The organism is Micromonospora sp. NPDC049529 (assembly GCF_055586685.1).
On sequence record NZ_JBVJHT010000005.1, the window covers coordinates 295,182 to 308,903 of the forward strand.

The following is a 13,722-nucleotide window of genomic DNA, read 5'->3' on the forward strand; positions in this document are numbered from 1 at the left end:
TGCTGACCGGTCACGCACCAGCCGCTGACGGGCCCGCGCCGGTCACTGACCGGTCGGCGGCCGGCCGCACCGTCACCGCCCGTCGATCACCCGGAGCGCCTCGTCGCGGCCGAGCGCCGCACCCCGGACGAAGGCCGGCTCGTACGCCGGATCGCCGAGCACCGCCCTGGTGCGCTCGGCGATCCGGGTGAGCTCGACCGCGCCGGCCACCGTGACACCGCTCAGCACCCGAGCGACGGCGCCGAGCAGCAGCGCGGCCCCGGTCGGGTCGGGGGCGGCCAGGTCGAGCCGGACCAGGCCCTCGACGGCGTCGCCGAGCGGCGGCAGGCTGTCCAGCCCGAGCGTGCTGGTCAGCGCCCGGGCGTACCAGGTCCGCGCGCTGTCGGCCCCCTCGCTCACCTCGGCGATCCGGGCGAGCGTGACGAGCAGGTCCAGCCGGGTGCCGGCGGCGGCGAACCAGCCCTGCGGGCACTCCGCCAACGCGGCCTCGCACAGCTCACGGGCCTCGTCGAGGTCGCCCCGGCGGCGGGCGATGTCGCCGAGACCGAGCCGGGCGGCGGCGGTCAGTTCGGGCGCCCCGGCCCGCCGGGCGAGGTGTCCCGCCCGGACGAAGTCGGCGTGCGCGCCGACCAGGTCACCGGCGTGGATCCGGACGGTGCCCCGGGTGCGCAGGAGGTCCGAGATGTCCACGGTCGAGCCGAGCTGTTCGGCCAGCGGCAACGCCTCGGCCAGCGAGGCCAGCGACGCCCGGTGGTCACCGCGCCCGGCGCTCAGTTCGGCCGTCGTGGCCAGTGCCAGTACGGTTCCCCACCGGTCACCGAGGGCGCGCAGTCCGCGCAGCCCCCGCGCCAGTTCGGCTTCGGCCGGCTCGACCTGCCCGGCGAACAGCCAGGTCAGGCCCAGACCGATCGAGGTGAGCGCCCGTGCCCACGGGTCCGCGCCGAGCAGCCCGTCCTCGGCGATCATCGCGAGCAGCGCTTCGGTGCTGTCCGCCGGTGGGCCGGCGGCCACCGCCGACAGGTAGAGCAGGAACGGCTGGCGGGGTGGTCGGCCCAGGGAACGCAGCATCCACTCGGCCGGGTTGCGCCCGTTCGGCGGCTGTTGCCGGGCGAACCCGCCCAGTGAGGTGTTCAGCTGGCAGAGGATGTGTTCCTCCAGCAACCCCGAGGGGGGCTCCGGGCCGATCGCGTCGAGCAGGTCCCCGGCCAGCACGGCCGCCTCGCCGCGCAGGCCGCGCAGCCACCAGTAGAACGACAGGGCCGCGACCAGCCGGAGCGCGGTGCCCGGATCGGTGTCGCGGGTGGACCGGCGCAGCGCGGCGTGCAGGTTGTCCCGTTCGGCGTCCAGCCGTTCGAGCCAGTCCAACTGCTCCGACCGGCGCAGGTGCGGGTCCGCGGTCTGGGCGAGGTCCAGGAACCACCGCGCGTGCGCCCGGTGCAGCCGGTCGACCTCGCCGGCCTCGGCCAGCCGCTCGGCGCCGTACGCGCGCACGGTGTCCAGCATCCGGTAGCGCCCGTCGTGCACCTCGACCAGGGACTTGTCGACCAGTCCGGCCAGCACCTCGACCACGTCGTGGCCGGGCAGCCCGCAGACACCCTCGGCGGATTCGATGGTGGCGCCGCCGGTGAAGACGGTCAGCCGGCGGGCCAGCACCCGCTCGGTCGGGTCGAGCAGGTCCCAGCTCCACTCGACCGCCGCGCGCAGGGTCCGGTGCCGGGGCAGGGCGGTGCGGCTGCCGCGCGACAGCAACCGGAACCGGTCGTCGAGCCGGGCGGCGATCTCCGTCACCGGCAGGGTCCGCAGCCGGGCGGCGGCCAGCTCGATCGCCAGCGGCAGCCCGTCGAGGGTACGGCAGATGCGCAGGACGCCGTCGACGTTGGCAGCGGTGAGGTCGAAGTCCGGTGCCACGTCGACGGCCCGTTCGACGAACAGCCGTACGGCCGGGTAGTCGCGGGCGTCCGCCGGGGTGCACTGCCCCGGCGGCAGGGGCAGCCCGGTCACCGGGCAGAGCGCCTCACCGGTGAGCCGCAGCGGTTCCCGGCTGGTGGTGAGGATCCGCAGCCGGGGGCAGGCGTGCAGCAGTCCGGCGGTGAGCCGGGCCGCCTCGGCGACGACGTGCTCGCAGTTGTCCAGCACCAGCAGCAGCGGCCGGTCGGCCAGTGCCGCGATCAGCCGGTCGATGGTGTCCCGGTGCTCGGCCGGGGTGCGCAGGCCCGCGTCGCGCAGGCCGAGCGCGCTGAGTACGGCCTGCGCCAGGTTCGTGCCGGGGCTCGCCGCGGCGAGTTCGACGAAGCAGACCTCACCGGACTGGCGGCCGGCGGTCTCGATCGCCAGTCGGGTCTTGCCGGCGCCGCCCGGCCCGGTGAGGGTGACCAGCCGCGCCTCGCCGAGCAGCTTGCCGACCCGGCGCAGTTCCTCCTCCCGCCCGACGAAGCTGGTGAGCTGGCCGGGCAGCCCCGGTCGGCCGGTCGGCGCGGGTGTCGGTGGGTTCGGGGACCGGTCGGCCCGGAGCACCGCGAGGTGTACCGCGACCAGTTCGGCCGAGGGGTCGGCCCCGAGTTCGTCGGCGAGCGTACGGCGCGCGTCCTCGTACGCCCGCAGCGCCTCGGCCGGTCGGCCGGCCTCGTACAGGGCCCGCATCAGCAGGGCCCGCAGCCGTTCGCGCAGTGGGTGGGCGGTGATCAGTTCGCGTAGTTCCCCGATCGGCGGTGCCCGGTCGGGGAGCCCGAGTTCGGCGTCGATCCGGTCCTCGACGGCGTCGAGTCGCAGTTCGTCCAGGCGGGCGGCGTGCGCCCGGCCGGCCGGGGTGTCGGCGATGTCGGCGAGCGGTTCGCCGCGCCAGAGGGCGAGTGCCTCGTGGAGCAGGGCGGCGGCCGTCGGCCGGTCACCGGCGCGCAGCGCCCGGCGGCCGGCGGTGGCGAGTCGGTCGAACCGAAACGCGTCGACCTGCTCGGGTTCCACCGCGAGCCGGTAGCCGGTCTGGTGGAACTCCACCAGCGGGTGGGCCGGGTCCGGTCCGGGCAGTGCCTGGCGCAGCCGGGAGACCTGGGACTGGAGCGCGTTCGTGGCGCCGTGCGGGGGCGTTTCGCCGTAGAGACCGTCGATGAGCCGGGGTACGGGCACCACCCGGCCGGCGTCGACCAGCAGCAGGGTCAGCAGGGCACGCAGGCGGGTGCCACCGACGGCGACCTGTTCCCCGTCGGTCCGCACTACCCGCGTCGGGCCCAGGATGCCGTACCGCATGGCACCCATTGTCGCCCACCACGCGAGCGCGGTGCCGGGCGCCGTCCCGGCGCAGGTCGGGGCGGGTCGGCCGATCCGGGCTGCCGGGTAACTGCCACGACGTCTACTTTGCAGCGATCCCGGATCGACCGAGGTCAGCGCGTTTCCCAGGCCGATCCTGGGCAGATGCCCCGTAATCGGGGTCTAGTATGTCAATATCTGACGTTCCTCGGCCGGTATTGACGAAGATCCGTAAGGGGCAAAGACTGGCCCCCGCACTTACGTGTGGCGCCGGGTCGACCCCCGTATCCGGCCCGAACACGCTCGCTTTTGGAGGACCTCAGATGAGGAGTTCCCACCTCGGCAGGGTGGGCCGGATGGCGGCCCTGCTCGCCCTGCCGGTCGCCCTGGCGCTCAGCGCCGGCCCGGTCGGCGCGCAACAGGCCCGGCCGGACGGACAGGTGGTACCGGACCGGCAGTCCAGCACCGAACAGAACGGCGTCGCCCTGATGCGCGTCGTCGTTCCCGGTCAGGCCGAACTGGACCGGCTCAACGACCTGGGCGTCGACCTCGCCGAATACAAGAAGCCGGTGGACGACGGCCTGGAGGTGCACGCCGTACTCAGCCCGGAGGAGTCCGCGCAGCTTCGCGACCTGGGCTTCGACGTACGCGACGCCATCTCCGACCAGACCGACTACGCGCAGAACAAGGCCGAGCGGCAGGCCGCGATCTCGTCGGCCACGCTCGACGCGGCCGAGGTCGACAAGCTCACGCCGCTGCGCGCGGAGTGGTTCACCAGCCTCGACGACCAGCGGTTCATCTCGGTCGAGGTGAAGACGACCGCGACCGACGCCGAGACGGTCCTCACCGTCAGCTGGGACCGGGGCAAGGGAACCGCGCCCGACTCCGGCGGCACCGCGACGATGTCCCGGTTCACCGACGCCGGCCAGTACATGTACCACCGGTTCAACACCCCGATCCCGGTCACCGACACCCCGGCCACGGCGACCGTCACCAGCAACCGGGGCGGCACCGTCACGGTGCCGGTGAAGAAGTGGCTCGGCGCGAAGGTGAAGGCGCCGAGCAAGCACTACCTCTCGGACTTCGTCGACCACTACATGGACCCGACCGAGATCAACAACCGGATCACCACGCTGGGCCGGGAGTTCCCGAAGATCGCCGAAGTGATCAACCTGCCGAACCTGACCAACGGGTACCGGCGCGCCGCCCAGGCGCAGTTCGGCACCGATCCGGCGAGCACGTTCTACGTCAGCTCGAAGGCGTACGGCTCCGAGGGCGGCAACGGCCTGACCGTCGCGCTGGTGAAGCCGCAGGCCGCCTCGGCGCCGCTCGGGGTGGCCGTCACCGGCCGCAACGTCGTGGTCAACCTGGCCACCGACGCCGCGGGCGCGGTGAGCAGCACGGCCAAGCAGGTGGTCGACGCGCTGAACGCGGACACCGCCGTGGCCGCCGTGCTCACCGCCGCCACCTACCGGGGCAACGCCGGGGCCGGGCTGGTCGCCGCCGCGCCGGCCGCGACGCTGACCGACGGCCTCAAGGCGCCGGCGTACGTCTCCCGCGATCCGTTCCAGATGAAGGCGCTGCGGATCGGCAAGAAGCGGGACGGCTCGAAGGTGGGTGTCTTCCTCTACTGCCAGGAACACGCCCGCGAGTGGGTCACCCCGATCACCTGCGTGGAGACGGCCGAGCGGCTGCTGCGCAACTACGCCACCAACGAGCAGACCCGCAAGCTCGTCGACGGCCTGGACATCTTCATCCTGCCGGTGGCGAACCCGGACGGCGCGCACTACAGCTTCTACGACTTCAACTCGCAGCGCCGGAACATGACCAACCACTGTACGGAGACCAACTCCGACCCGGGCCGACGCAACTCCTGGGGCGTGGACCTGAACCGGAACTTCTCCGTCGGCTCGGTCTTCGACGGCTACTCCGGTGCCTCGACCACCTGCACCAGTGACACGTTCGCCGGACCGGCCGAGCTCTCCGAGCCGGAGGCCCGCAACGAGGTGTGGTTGACCAACCAGTTCCCGAACATCAAGTTCGCCATGAACACCCACTCGTACGGTGGGTACTTCATGTGGCCGCCGGGGGCGTACAAGACCGCCGGCCGGGAACTGCTGCCGTCGCCGGACTTCGGCACCGAGAACTACTTCTGGGACGCCTCGACCCACGTGCTCAAGGCGGTCCAGTCCTACCGGGGCACGGCGGTGTGGCCGGGTCGTACCGGTCCGGTGCCGGACGTGCTGTACTCGGCGGCCGGTAACAGCGCCGACGAGCACTGGTTCAACCGGGGCATCATCGGTTGGGACTTCGAGGTCGGCTCCGACATCTACGACCCGGCGACCGGTCGGTTCAACGCGGTCGGGTTCCAGCCGCCGTTCGCCGAGGGACACGAGGAGGCGATGGAGTTCGCCGCCGGGCAGATCGCGATCCTTGAGGTGGCGCAGGCGTACGCGGCCGACAAGACCGACCCGGTCTCGACGCTGACCGTACGGGACAAGGGTGTCGGCTCGAAGGTGTTCAGCTTCAAGATCGACGAGCCGGCGAACATCTACTACACCCTGGACGGTAGCCGGCCGACCCTGAACTCGACCCGGCTGACCTCGGCCGGGATGCGCGAGGGCGCCCAGGAGATCACGATCAACGCCAAGACCACGGTCAACTGGTTCGCCGTCGACATCGCCGGCAACATCGAGAACAACTACCAGCCCACCGGAACCCGCACCAACTACAAGACCCAGACGCTCTACGTACCCAAGCAGTAGCCCGCATGCCGTGGCCGCCGATCCTCCGGGTCGGCGGCCGCGTCGCGTCGTCGGCGGCCGGGCGTCAGGCGCTCGGCGCCGGCTGGTCGAGGATCGCGCTGAACCGCTCCTCGGCCAGGTCGAGCTGCTGGAAGATGTGCTGCTTCACCCGGCGGGACAGCGGTGTGTCCGCCCGCCCGATCAGCTCCCGGAACACCGGCACCAGCGGCCGGTACTTGATCGCCGACGAGGTCACCTTCGGGCCGACGGTGTGGATGACGCCGACGCCGTTGTCGGTGAAGTCCGACATCTTGATCACCCGTGCCCAGGGCTCCCGGTCCAGGCTGGCCGCGACGTGCTCGCGGTACTGGACGTACCGGTCCCGGTCCGGGTCGTACGCCGGATTGGTCACCGCGCGGACCAGGCACGCGACCCGGTCCCCGAACCGCCGGGCGAGTTCGGCCAGGGCCGCCTCGGTCGGGTCGCCGCCGTCGGCCGTCGTGCCGGCCAACTCCGCCGGATGGTCCTCGACCGAGTCGTGCAGCAGCCCGGCGACGACCACGTCGACGTCCTGTACGTCGTAGTGGTGCAGCAGCCGGATGCTCACCCGCAGCAGGTGGTTCAGGTACGGCTCGCGGACCCGGCGATCGCGGCCGTGCAGTTCGCTGGCGAGGTCGAGGGCGGCGGTCAGCCGGTCCCGGTCGGCCGGGTCGAACCGTTGGATCTCCAGCCGGAACCGTTCCCGGAGTCCGGCCTCACCGTGGATCTCGGTGATCGCGTGCATCGGCATGGTGGCGAGGTACGCGGGAAACTCCATCCGCTACTTATAGCCGACTCGTGCAAGATCAGCTACGGTCGGCGCGCGCCCGCGTGGCGGCCAGGAACTCCCGGATCAGCTCCGGATCCTTCACCCCGCGTCGCACCTCGACCCCGCTGGAGACGTCCACGCCCCACGGCCGCAGCGTGTCGATCGCCGCACCGACGTTGCCCGGATGCAGGCCACCGGCGAGCAACCAGTGCCCGGTCGGCGTGTCGCGGTCGAGCGTGTCCCAGTCCCAGGCGGCACCGGAACCGGGCTGTGGCGAATCGACGACGAGCATGTCCTCGCCGAGCGCGCCGCACCGCAGTCCGGCCGGGCCGCCGGGGGAGGTGCCCCGGATCAGTGGCAGGCCCAGGTCCCGCAGTGCCGCGTAGTGGTCGGCCGGCTCGTCGCCGTGCAGCTGGATCGCCCGTACGCCGGACTCGGTCACCGCGGCCCGGACCGCCTCGACCGACTCGCCCCGGAACACCCCGACCGTCAGTACGCCCGCCGGGACCGATCGCGCGAGTTCGGCGGCCCGGGTCGGGGTCACCCGGCGGGGGCTGGCGGTCAGGACGAAACCGATCGCGTCCGCGCCGGCCGTGACGGCGGCCTCGACGTCGGGGGCGGTGCTCAGTCCACACACCTTGACGAACATCCGTTCCGCCCCTCCGCTGCCGGACAGTGCAACGGCGCCATTCTCGCGGGCGGCGCCGACGGGCTTTCCGTCGGGATCCGTCCGGCGCGTCGCGGTGCTCCACGCGGTGCGCCGTACATCGTAGGAGTGAGGCAAAAGTCGTGTTTCTACCGAAACACGTGAATGATGTTCAACTGTGGGCGCGAGTTCCCGCACACATGTGACAACCGCGATATCCGCAGACCGCCGTGCAACGCTCCCGTGGTCCGGCAACGTCATCGTCGTGCGCTGGCCGAGGGGTCAGTGGTGCGATAGGGGAGATCGATGGAAGCTCGAACGAATGGGCCACGGCGAGGGGGAGTGTCGCGGCGAGCGGCGATCACGTCGGTCGCGCTGGCCGCGGCGGGACTGGGTGCCGTCGGCACCGGACTCGTCCTGCGCCTCCCGCAGGCCGCCGGCGAGGCTGCCCCGGCGGAGGCCGCCAGCCCCACCCCGAGTCCCACCCCGGACCTGTTCGCCGCGGCACGGACCCGGATCGAGGCGTACGTCGCCGACCTCGGCGAGCGGATCACCCTGGCCGTACGCGACCAGGTGACCGGGATCGAGCTGGTCGCCGGCACCCGAGCGTTCCAGACCGCCAGCATCGTCAAGGTCGACATCCTGGCCGCCCTGCTGCTGCGCGCCCAACAGAAGGGGCAGCAACCCACCGCCACGGACCGGCAGCAGGCCCGTCCGATGATCGTGAGCAGTGACAATGCCGCCGCGTCCGCGCTGTACCAGAAGATCGGCAGGGTGAGCGGCCTCACCGCCGCCAACCGGACGCTCGGCCTGAGCGAGACCAAGCCCAACGCGCACTGGGGCATGACCACAACCACCGCGGCGGACCAGATACGCCTGCTCGCGGCGATCACCGCCGACGACGGGCCGCTCTCCCCGGCCAGCCGCGAGCTGATCCTCGATCTGATGAGCCAGGTCGACAAAGACCAACGGTGGGGCGTCCCCGCCGCCGCGACGCCCCAGACCACCGAGAGCTACGTGAAGAACGGCTGGGTGCCGGACGACTCGAACGGCAACCGCTGGGAGGTCAACAGCATCGGCCGGCTGGTCGAGCCCGGACACGACTGGCTCGTCGCCGTCCTCTCCGACGACCACGCGAAGCTCGCCGACGGGATCGCGATGGTCGAGAAGCTGGCCATCCACGCCCTCGGTGAGCTGCGCGAACTGCCCGCCGTCACGATCCCCTGACCCCCCGAGCCGACGGCATCGTCCCAGCCGGCCCGCACTCTGCCCCGGCCGGCCCGGCGCCCCTCGCTTGCGGTTCGGCCGACGCGGAGCGCGGCCCGGCGGCCTCCGGTCGTGGCTCGGCCGGCCCGGACTGCGGCCCGGCGGCGTCCGGTTGCGGCTCGTCCGGGTCCGCCGCCGGTGGGCCGGTCGGTCGGCGGTGGAGCAGGACGAACAGGCCGCCGGCGAGCAGGCCCCAGAACGCGGCGCCCAGGCCGAGCACCGTGATCCCGGACGCGGTCACCAGGAAGGTCACCACGGCGGCCGGCCGACCGTCGACGTCGGCCACCGCCGCCGCGATCGATGCGCCCAGGGCGCCGAGCAGCGCCAGCCCGGCGACCGCCTCGACCAGCACCGGTGGTGAGAGCAGCACGAGTGCCGTCGCCAGACCGGAGCCGAGACCGAGGACGAGGTGACCGGCGCCGGCGGCGACCGAGGCGATCCACCGCCGTCGCGGGTCCGGGTGCGCGTCCGGCCCGGCGGCTAGAGCGGCGGTGATCGCCGCCAGGTTCACCGCGTGCCCACCCAACGGGGCGGCGAGGGCACTGGCCAGCCCGGTACCGACCAGCACACCGCGCAGCGGCGGCCGGTAGCCGAAGCCGGCCAGCACCGCCATGCCCGGCACGTTCTGGCTGGCCATGGTGACCAGGAACAGCGGCAGGGCCAGGCTGACCGTCGCCGCCCAGGTCCAACCGGGTGCGGTGAACGCGACGGTGGGGCGCAGGCCGGCACCGGTCAGCCCGCCGGCCGGTGCGGTCCAGACGATCGCCACCACCGCCACCGCGAGTGCCGCCGGGACCGCCCACTGCCGGGCGAAACGGCTCAGCACGGCCCAGGTGACGATGATCGGTGCGGCCATCAGCGGCACCTCGACCAGGGCGCGTACCGGGGCGACACAGAGGTTGAAGAGCACCCCGGCCAGCATCGCGCTGGCCACCGGGGCGGGAATGGCGGCGATCGCCCGACCCAGCACCGGCACCAGACCCGCCGCGACGATGAGCAGGCCACACAGGATGAACGCACCGACGGCGGCGGGGAACCCGCCCGGCACGGCGCCGGTGGAGATCAGCAGGGCGGCACCGGGCGTGGACCAGGCGATGCTGATCGGGATGCGCTGGCGTACCCCGAGCCAGATCGTGGTCAGGCCCATGGCCAGGCAGAGGGCGAGCAGACCGGAGGCGGCCTGCCGCTGGTCGGCGCCGACGGCCCGCAGGCCGGCCAGCACCACGGCGAAGGTGCTGGCAAAACCCACCAGCGCGGTCAACACACCGGCCAGGACCGGTTGGAGCAGGCGGTTCATCGGTGCCTCCCACGGTCGCTCCCGATGCCGGTGGTGTCGCGTCCCCCCGCGCTGCCACCGGTCGTCCATGGCGGAACGCTTCGCGCTCCACGGTCGTTCCGTAAACGGAACGCTTTCGGGATCTGGAGAATAGCGCCATGGACTCAACCGTGGTCGAGCCGGGCGGTGCCGGCGTCGGACGCCGGCTGCGCGAGCTGCGGGAGGCGCGGGGACTCTCGCTGTCCGCCCTGGCCCGCCGGGCCGGCATCGGCAAGGCGACACTCTCCGGACTGGAGACGGGGACCCGCAACCCGACCCTGGAGACGCTCTACGCGGTGACCGCGCAACTCGGCGTACCGCTGGCGGTGGTCCTCGCCGACAAGGCCGACGTCGGGAACGGGACACCCCCGGTGGTACGCGGGCGGGCCGTGATCGCCACCCTGCTGGAGGTGTTCGAGGACGCCTCGGTCACGTACGAGCTGTTCCGGCTGCGGGTCCCGCCCGGCCCGGCTCAGGTCTCGCCCGCGCACCAGGACGGCGTGACCGAGCACATCACCGTCTTCGACGGCGTACTGCGTGCCGGGCCGCTGGACGCCCTGATGGTCGCCGGACCCGGCGAGCACATCTCGTGGCGGTCGGACGTGCCGCACGGCTACGCCGCCGCCGGCCCGGACGAGGTGCGGGCCAGCCTGCTGATCCGCTACCCGCGCCGACCCGGACCGTCCTGACGTGCTCCGGCCCCGCGTAGAGTTCGGGAATCATCGGCGAAATCCCAAGGTACGGAGCGGTAGCGCGGCATGACGGTAAGTGAGCAGAGTGGGTCCGGTACGGCACCGGCGGGTATCGATCCAGCGGACCTGGAGACCTGCCTGCGCGTACTCGCCGAGGTGGACGCCCTGCCGGTGGACCACCCGGACGCCCTGCGGGTACGGCTGGCCACCGCGAGGATCTTCAAGAGCGTGAAGGAACGCCGCCGCAGGGAACGCCAGCAGGCGGTGCTGGAGGCCGACCGGGCGGTCACCGCCGCGACCGCCACCGGGGCACCCGGTCGCATCGACGACGAGACCAAGGGCCTGCCGCTGGTGTCGGCGACCACCGACGCCCCGCTGGCCGGCACCCTGCGCCGGCCCAGGGCCTGCTACATCTGCAAGGAGCGCTACCGCGAGGTTGACGCGTTCTACCACCAGCTCTGCCCGTCCTGCGCGGCGCACAACCGCAGCCGGCGCGACGCGCGCACCGACCTCACCGGCCGGCGGGCCCTGCTCACCGGTGGCCGCGCCAAGATCGGCATGTACATCGCGCTGCGGCTGCTCCGCGACGGCGCGCACACCACCATCACCACCCGTTTCCCGAACGACGCGGTCCGCCGGTTCTCCGCGATGCCGGACAGCGACCAGTGGCTGCACCGGCTCCGGGTCGTCGGGATCGACCTGCGGGACCCCGCCCAGGTGGTCGCCCTGGCCGACTCGGTGGCCGAACAGGGCACCCTGGACATCCTGATCAACAACGCGGCACAGACGGTCCGCCGCTCACCCGGCTCGTACGCCCACCTGGTCGCCGCCGAATCGGCGCCGCTGCCCTCCGGGCCCCTGCCGGAGCTGGTCACCTTCGGCCACCACGGCATCGGCGCGGCCGCGCTGACCGCCGCGCTGCCGCAGCAACGGCACGCCCTCGCCCCGCACGAGCTGACCGCCCTGGCTCTGACCAGCGGTTCCGCCTCACTGGACCGGGTCGCCACCTCGACCGCCATCGACGCGGGTGGCCTCGCCCCCGACCTCGACGCGGAGAACAGCTGGTCCCGACGGGTGCACGAGGTCGACCCGGTCGAGCTGCTCGAGGTGCAGCTGTGCAACGTCACGGCGCCGTTCGTACTGGTCAGCCGGTTGCGCCCGGTGATGGCGGCGGCACCCGCCCGGCGCAAGTACGTGGTGAACGTGTCGGCGATGGAGGGTCAGTTCGGTCGCGGTTACAAGGGCGCCGGCCACCCGCACACGAACATGGCCAAGGCCGCCCTGAACATGCTGACCCGGACCAGCGCCGTCGACATGCTGGCCGACGGCATCCTGATGACCAGCGTGGACACCGGCTGGATCACCGACGAACGACCGCACCCCGTGAAGGCACGACTCCACGACGAGGGCTTCCACGCCCCACTGGACCTGGTGGACGGCGCCGCCCGGGTCTACGACCCGATCGTCCGAGGCGAACTGGGCGAAGACCTCCACAACTGCTTCCTCAAGGACTACACCCCCTCCCCCTGGTAACCCACCCCACCCCACCCCACCCCAAGATCCGCACGCTTGTAGAGAAAGAGTGGCTATCCGAGGTGGGATAGCCACTCTTTCAGTGAAAGTGTGCGGATCTTGGAGAGGTCGAGGTTAGGGGAGGGGGCGCTTGAGGTGGTAGCGGTGTACCTCGAACGTGCTCTCCTGGTTGTTGATGTCCTCGGCCGCGGAGACCAGCTCCCACCCTTGGGCGCCGACCCGGTTCAGGTGCGAGATCGCGGTGTCCCCGAACGCGGACACGTCCTGTCTGGAGCCGTCCGGGCCGTACCAGATGTAGGTCAGATCCAACCTCCGGCCCTCGCCCACCCGACGCCGGACCAGCAACGCGTACTCCCATTTGACCATCCGTCCATTATGGCCGGCATCCGGCGGGTGATCGCCAGCCCCGTACCGCCGCTTGTGGGCGCGGGCGGGATCGTCGGCGGCGGCGCATCACCAGAAGCGGCGTGTATCCGGACGAACCAGTTAGGAGAAGTGGGTCTTCGGCCGGGGGAGCCGCTCGCCGTCGACGACCACGTCCACCTTCTCGTTGTAGAAGGCGATCAGCCCGGCGATCGGGATCAGCTGCCGGGTCGGGAAGTCGTACGCCCAGGCGAGGTCGGGGTGGACCGTGTCACCCACCCGCATCGACCAGTAACCGCTGGTCCTGCCCTTGTACGGGCACTGGGTCACGGTGTCGCTCGGCACCAGGTGGTCGAAGTCCACCTCGGTCCGGTTGAGGTAGTAGCGGGTCGGCAGACCGGTCTCGAAGACCAGCACCGGCGACGACGACTCGGCCAGCACCACACCGTCCAGCTCGATCCGCACGGTCCGGGTCGACCGCAGCGCGTCGACCCGGGTGTACGGGTTGCGCGGGTGGACGAAGACCTCCTCGTCCTCCTCGTACCAGGAGTCGAGGGCGGCCCAGTCGAACCGGACCGTTCCGTCCAGGCCGGCGAGGACGTCGCCGCTGTAGACCCAGGCCGCGTCCGGGCGGGAGAGGTCGCCCGCGCGCAGGCCGTGCCGGTGCGCGGTGCCCCGGCGCAGCCGCTCGGAGCGCTGCTCGTCGACCAGCAGCCCCGGCTGCACGTCCGTCACCGGTAGGTAGAACTGCGGGTAGTACGGCCATTCCCAGACGTAGAGGGCGCGGGTGGTGTCCAGGACGACCCGGCCGCCGAGCATCGCCCGTACCCGCCGGGGCACCGGCTCGATGTGGTCGACCGGGACGATCATCTGCGGATAGTCGGGCACGGGACGGCCAGCCGTTCTGTGGGCGCCGGGAAATGTCCTGCTCAGGATACCCGCGTAGGTCGGTCGCGGGTGGCTACTTGGGGCGTACCGCCCACGGGCGCGGGGCAGGTTGTGACGCGCCGGACGGGGGGGGGGGGGGGGGGGGGGGAGGGAGGCGAGCCGGGGAAGGACGCGGGGGGTGGGCTAGGGCTGGGGGGTAGCCTTGTGGTGGGCGCTAGGGGCGA

At 72.2% G+C, this 13,722-nt stretch carries 10 protein-coding genes; 4 read left to right on the forward strand and 6 right to left on the reverse strand.

The window, feature by feature from the left end; translation table 11 throughout:
* Nucleotides 1-72 precede the first annotated feature (72 nt).
* A complete protein-coding gene (locus ACZ6QQ_RS10810; protein ID WP_465875744.1) occupies nucleotides 73-3,243 on the reverse strand; it encodes an AfsR/SARP family transcriptional regulator in 3,171 nt (1,056 codons plus the stop codon).
* Between the two features lie 323 nt (nucleotides 3,244-3,566).
* Here ACZ6QQ_RS10810 and ACZ6QQ_RS10815 point away from each other — a divergent pair, with 323 nt between their 5' ends.
* Nucleotides 3,567-6,008, forward strand: coding sequence for a M14 family zinc carboxypeptidase (locus ACZ6QQ_RS10815; RefSeq protein WP_465875745.1), 2,442 nt, complete (start codon nucleotides 3,567-3,569; stop codon nucleotides 6,006-6,008).
* Nucleotides 6,009-6,072: 64 nt separating this feature from the next.
* Here the strand turns inward: ACZ6QQ_RS10815 and ACZ6QQ_RS10820 are convergent, their stop codons facing one another.
* Complete coding sequence (locus ACZ6QQ_RS10820; RefSeq protein WP_465875746.1) at nucleotides 6,073-6,804, reverse strand: HD domain-containing protein; 732 nt, start codon at nucleotides 6,802-6,804, stop codon at nucleotides 6,073-6,075.
* 28 nt (nucleotides 6,805-6,832) lie between these two features.
* Nucleotides 6,833-7,444, reverse strand: coding sequence for a phosphoribosylanthranilate isomerase (locus ACZ6QQ_RS10825; protein WP_465875747.1), 612 nt, complete (start codon nucleotides 7,442-7,444; stop codon nucleotides 6,833-6,835).
* Nucleotides 7,445-7,783: 339 nt separating this feature from the next.
* On the opposite strand from ACZ6QQ_RS10825, the gene ACZ6QQ_RS10830 reads away from it, so the two are divergent.
* Nucleotides 7,784-8,668 carry a serine hydrolase gene (locus ACZ6QQ_RS10830; RefSeq protein ID WP_465875748.1) on the forward strand — a complete coding sequence of 295 codons (885 nt, stop codon included), beginning with the start codon at nucleotides 7,784-7,786 and terminating at the stop codon, nucleotides 8,666-8,668.
* On the opposite strand, the gene ACZ6QQ_RS10835 is transcribed toward ACZ6QQ_RS10830, so the two are convergent.
* Nucleotides 8,655-10,004, reverse strand: a complete 1,350-nt coding sequence (locus ACZ6QQ_RS10835) for a benzoate/H(+) symporter BenE family transporter (RefSeq protein WP_465875749.1) — start codon at nucleotides 10,002-10,004, stop codon at nucleotides 8,655-8,657. The genes ACZ6QQ_RS10830 and ACZ6QQ_RS10835 overlap by 14 nt on opposite strands.
* A gap of 137 nt (nucleotides 10,005-10,141) precedes the next feature.
* Here ACZ6QQ_RS10835 and ACZ6QQ_RS10840 point away from each other — a divergent pair, with 137 nt between their 5' ends.
* Complete coding sequence (locus ACZ6QQ_RS10840; protein WP_465875750.1) at nucleotides 10,142-10,711, forward strand: helix-turn-helix domain-containing protein; 570 nt, start codon at nucleotides 10,142-10,144, stop codon at nucleotides 10,709-10,711.
* A gap of 69 nt (nucleotides 10,712-10,780) precedes the next feature.
* Nucleotides 10,781-12,247, forward strand: a complete 1,467-nt coding sequence (locus tag ACZ6QQ_RS10845; protein WP_465875751.1) for an SDR family NAD(P)-dependent oxidoreductase — start codon at nucleotides 10,781-10,783, stop codon at nucleotides 12,245-12,247.
* A gap of 114 nt (nucleotides 12,248-12,361) precedes the next feature.
* Here the strand turns inward: ACZ6QQ_RS10845 and ACZ6QQ_RS10850 are convergent, their stop codons facing one another.
* Nucleotides 12,362-12,613, reverse strand: coding sequence for a hypothetical protein (locus tag ACZ6QQ_RS10850; RefSeq protein WP_326557905.1), 252 nt, complete (start codon nucleotides 12,611-12,613; stop codon nucleotides 12,362-12,364).
* 120 nt (nucleotides 12,614-12,733) lie between these two features.
* Nucleotides 12,734-13,480 (reverse strand): DUF427 domain-containing protein, encoded by a 747-nt coding sequence (locus tag ACZ6QQ_RS10855; RefSeq protein ID WP_465875752.1) that lies wholly within the window; start codon nucleotides 13,478-13,480, stop codon nucleotides 12,734-12,736.
* Between the last annotated feature and the right edge of the window lie 242 nt (nucleotides 13,481-13,722).

Bases quoted from the DNA above. Each gene is read 5' to 3' on its own strand.
- ACZ6QQ_RS10810 (WP_465875744.1), bottom strand. From the start codon at position 3,243: ATGCGGTACGGCATCCTGGGCCCGACGCGGGTAGTGCGGACCGACGGG.
- ACZ6QQ_RS10815 (WP_465875745.1), top strand. From the start codon at position 3,567: ATGAGGAGTTCCCACCTCGGCAGGGTGGGCCGGATGGCGGCCCTGCTC.
- ACZ6QQ_RS10820 (WP_465875746.1), bottom strand. From the start codon at position 6,804: ATGGAGTTTCCCGCGTACCTCGCCACCATGCCGATGCACGCGATCACC.
- ACZ6QQ_RS10825 (WP_465875747.1), bottom strand. From the start codon at position 7,444: ATGTTCGTCAAGGTGTGTGGACTGAGCACCGCCCCCGACGTCGAGGCC.
- ACZ6QQ_RS10835 (WP_465875749.1), bottom strand. From the start codon at position 10,004: ATGAACCGCCTGCTCCAACCGGTCCTGGCCGGTGTGTTGACCGCGCTG.
- ACZ6QQ_RS10840 (WP_465875750.1), top strand. From the start codon at position 10,142: ATGGACTCAACCGTGGTCGAGCCGGGCGGTGCCGGCGTCGGACGCCGG.
- ACZ6QQ_RS10845 (WP_465875751.1), top strand. From the start codon at position 10,781: ATGACGGTAAGTGAGCAGAGTGGGTCCGGTACGGCACCGGCGGGTATC.
- ACZ6QQ_RS10850 (WP_326557905.1), bottom strand. From the start codon at position 12,613: ATGGTCAAATGGGAGTACGCGTTGCTGGTCCGGCGTCGGGTGGGCGAG.
- ACZ6QQ_RS10855 (WP_465875752.1), bottom strand. From the start codon at position 13,480: ATGATCGTCCCGGTCGACCACATCGAGCCGGTGCCCCGGCGGGTACGG.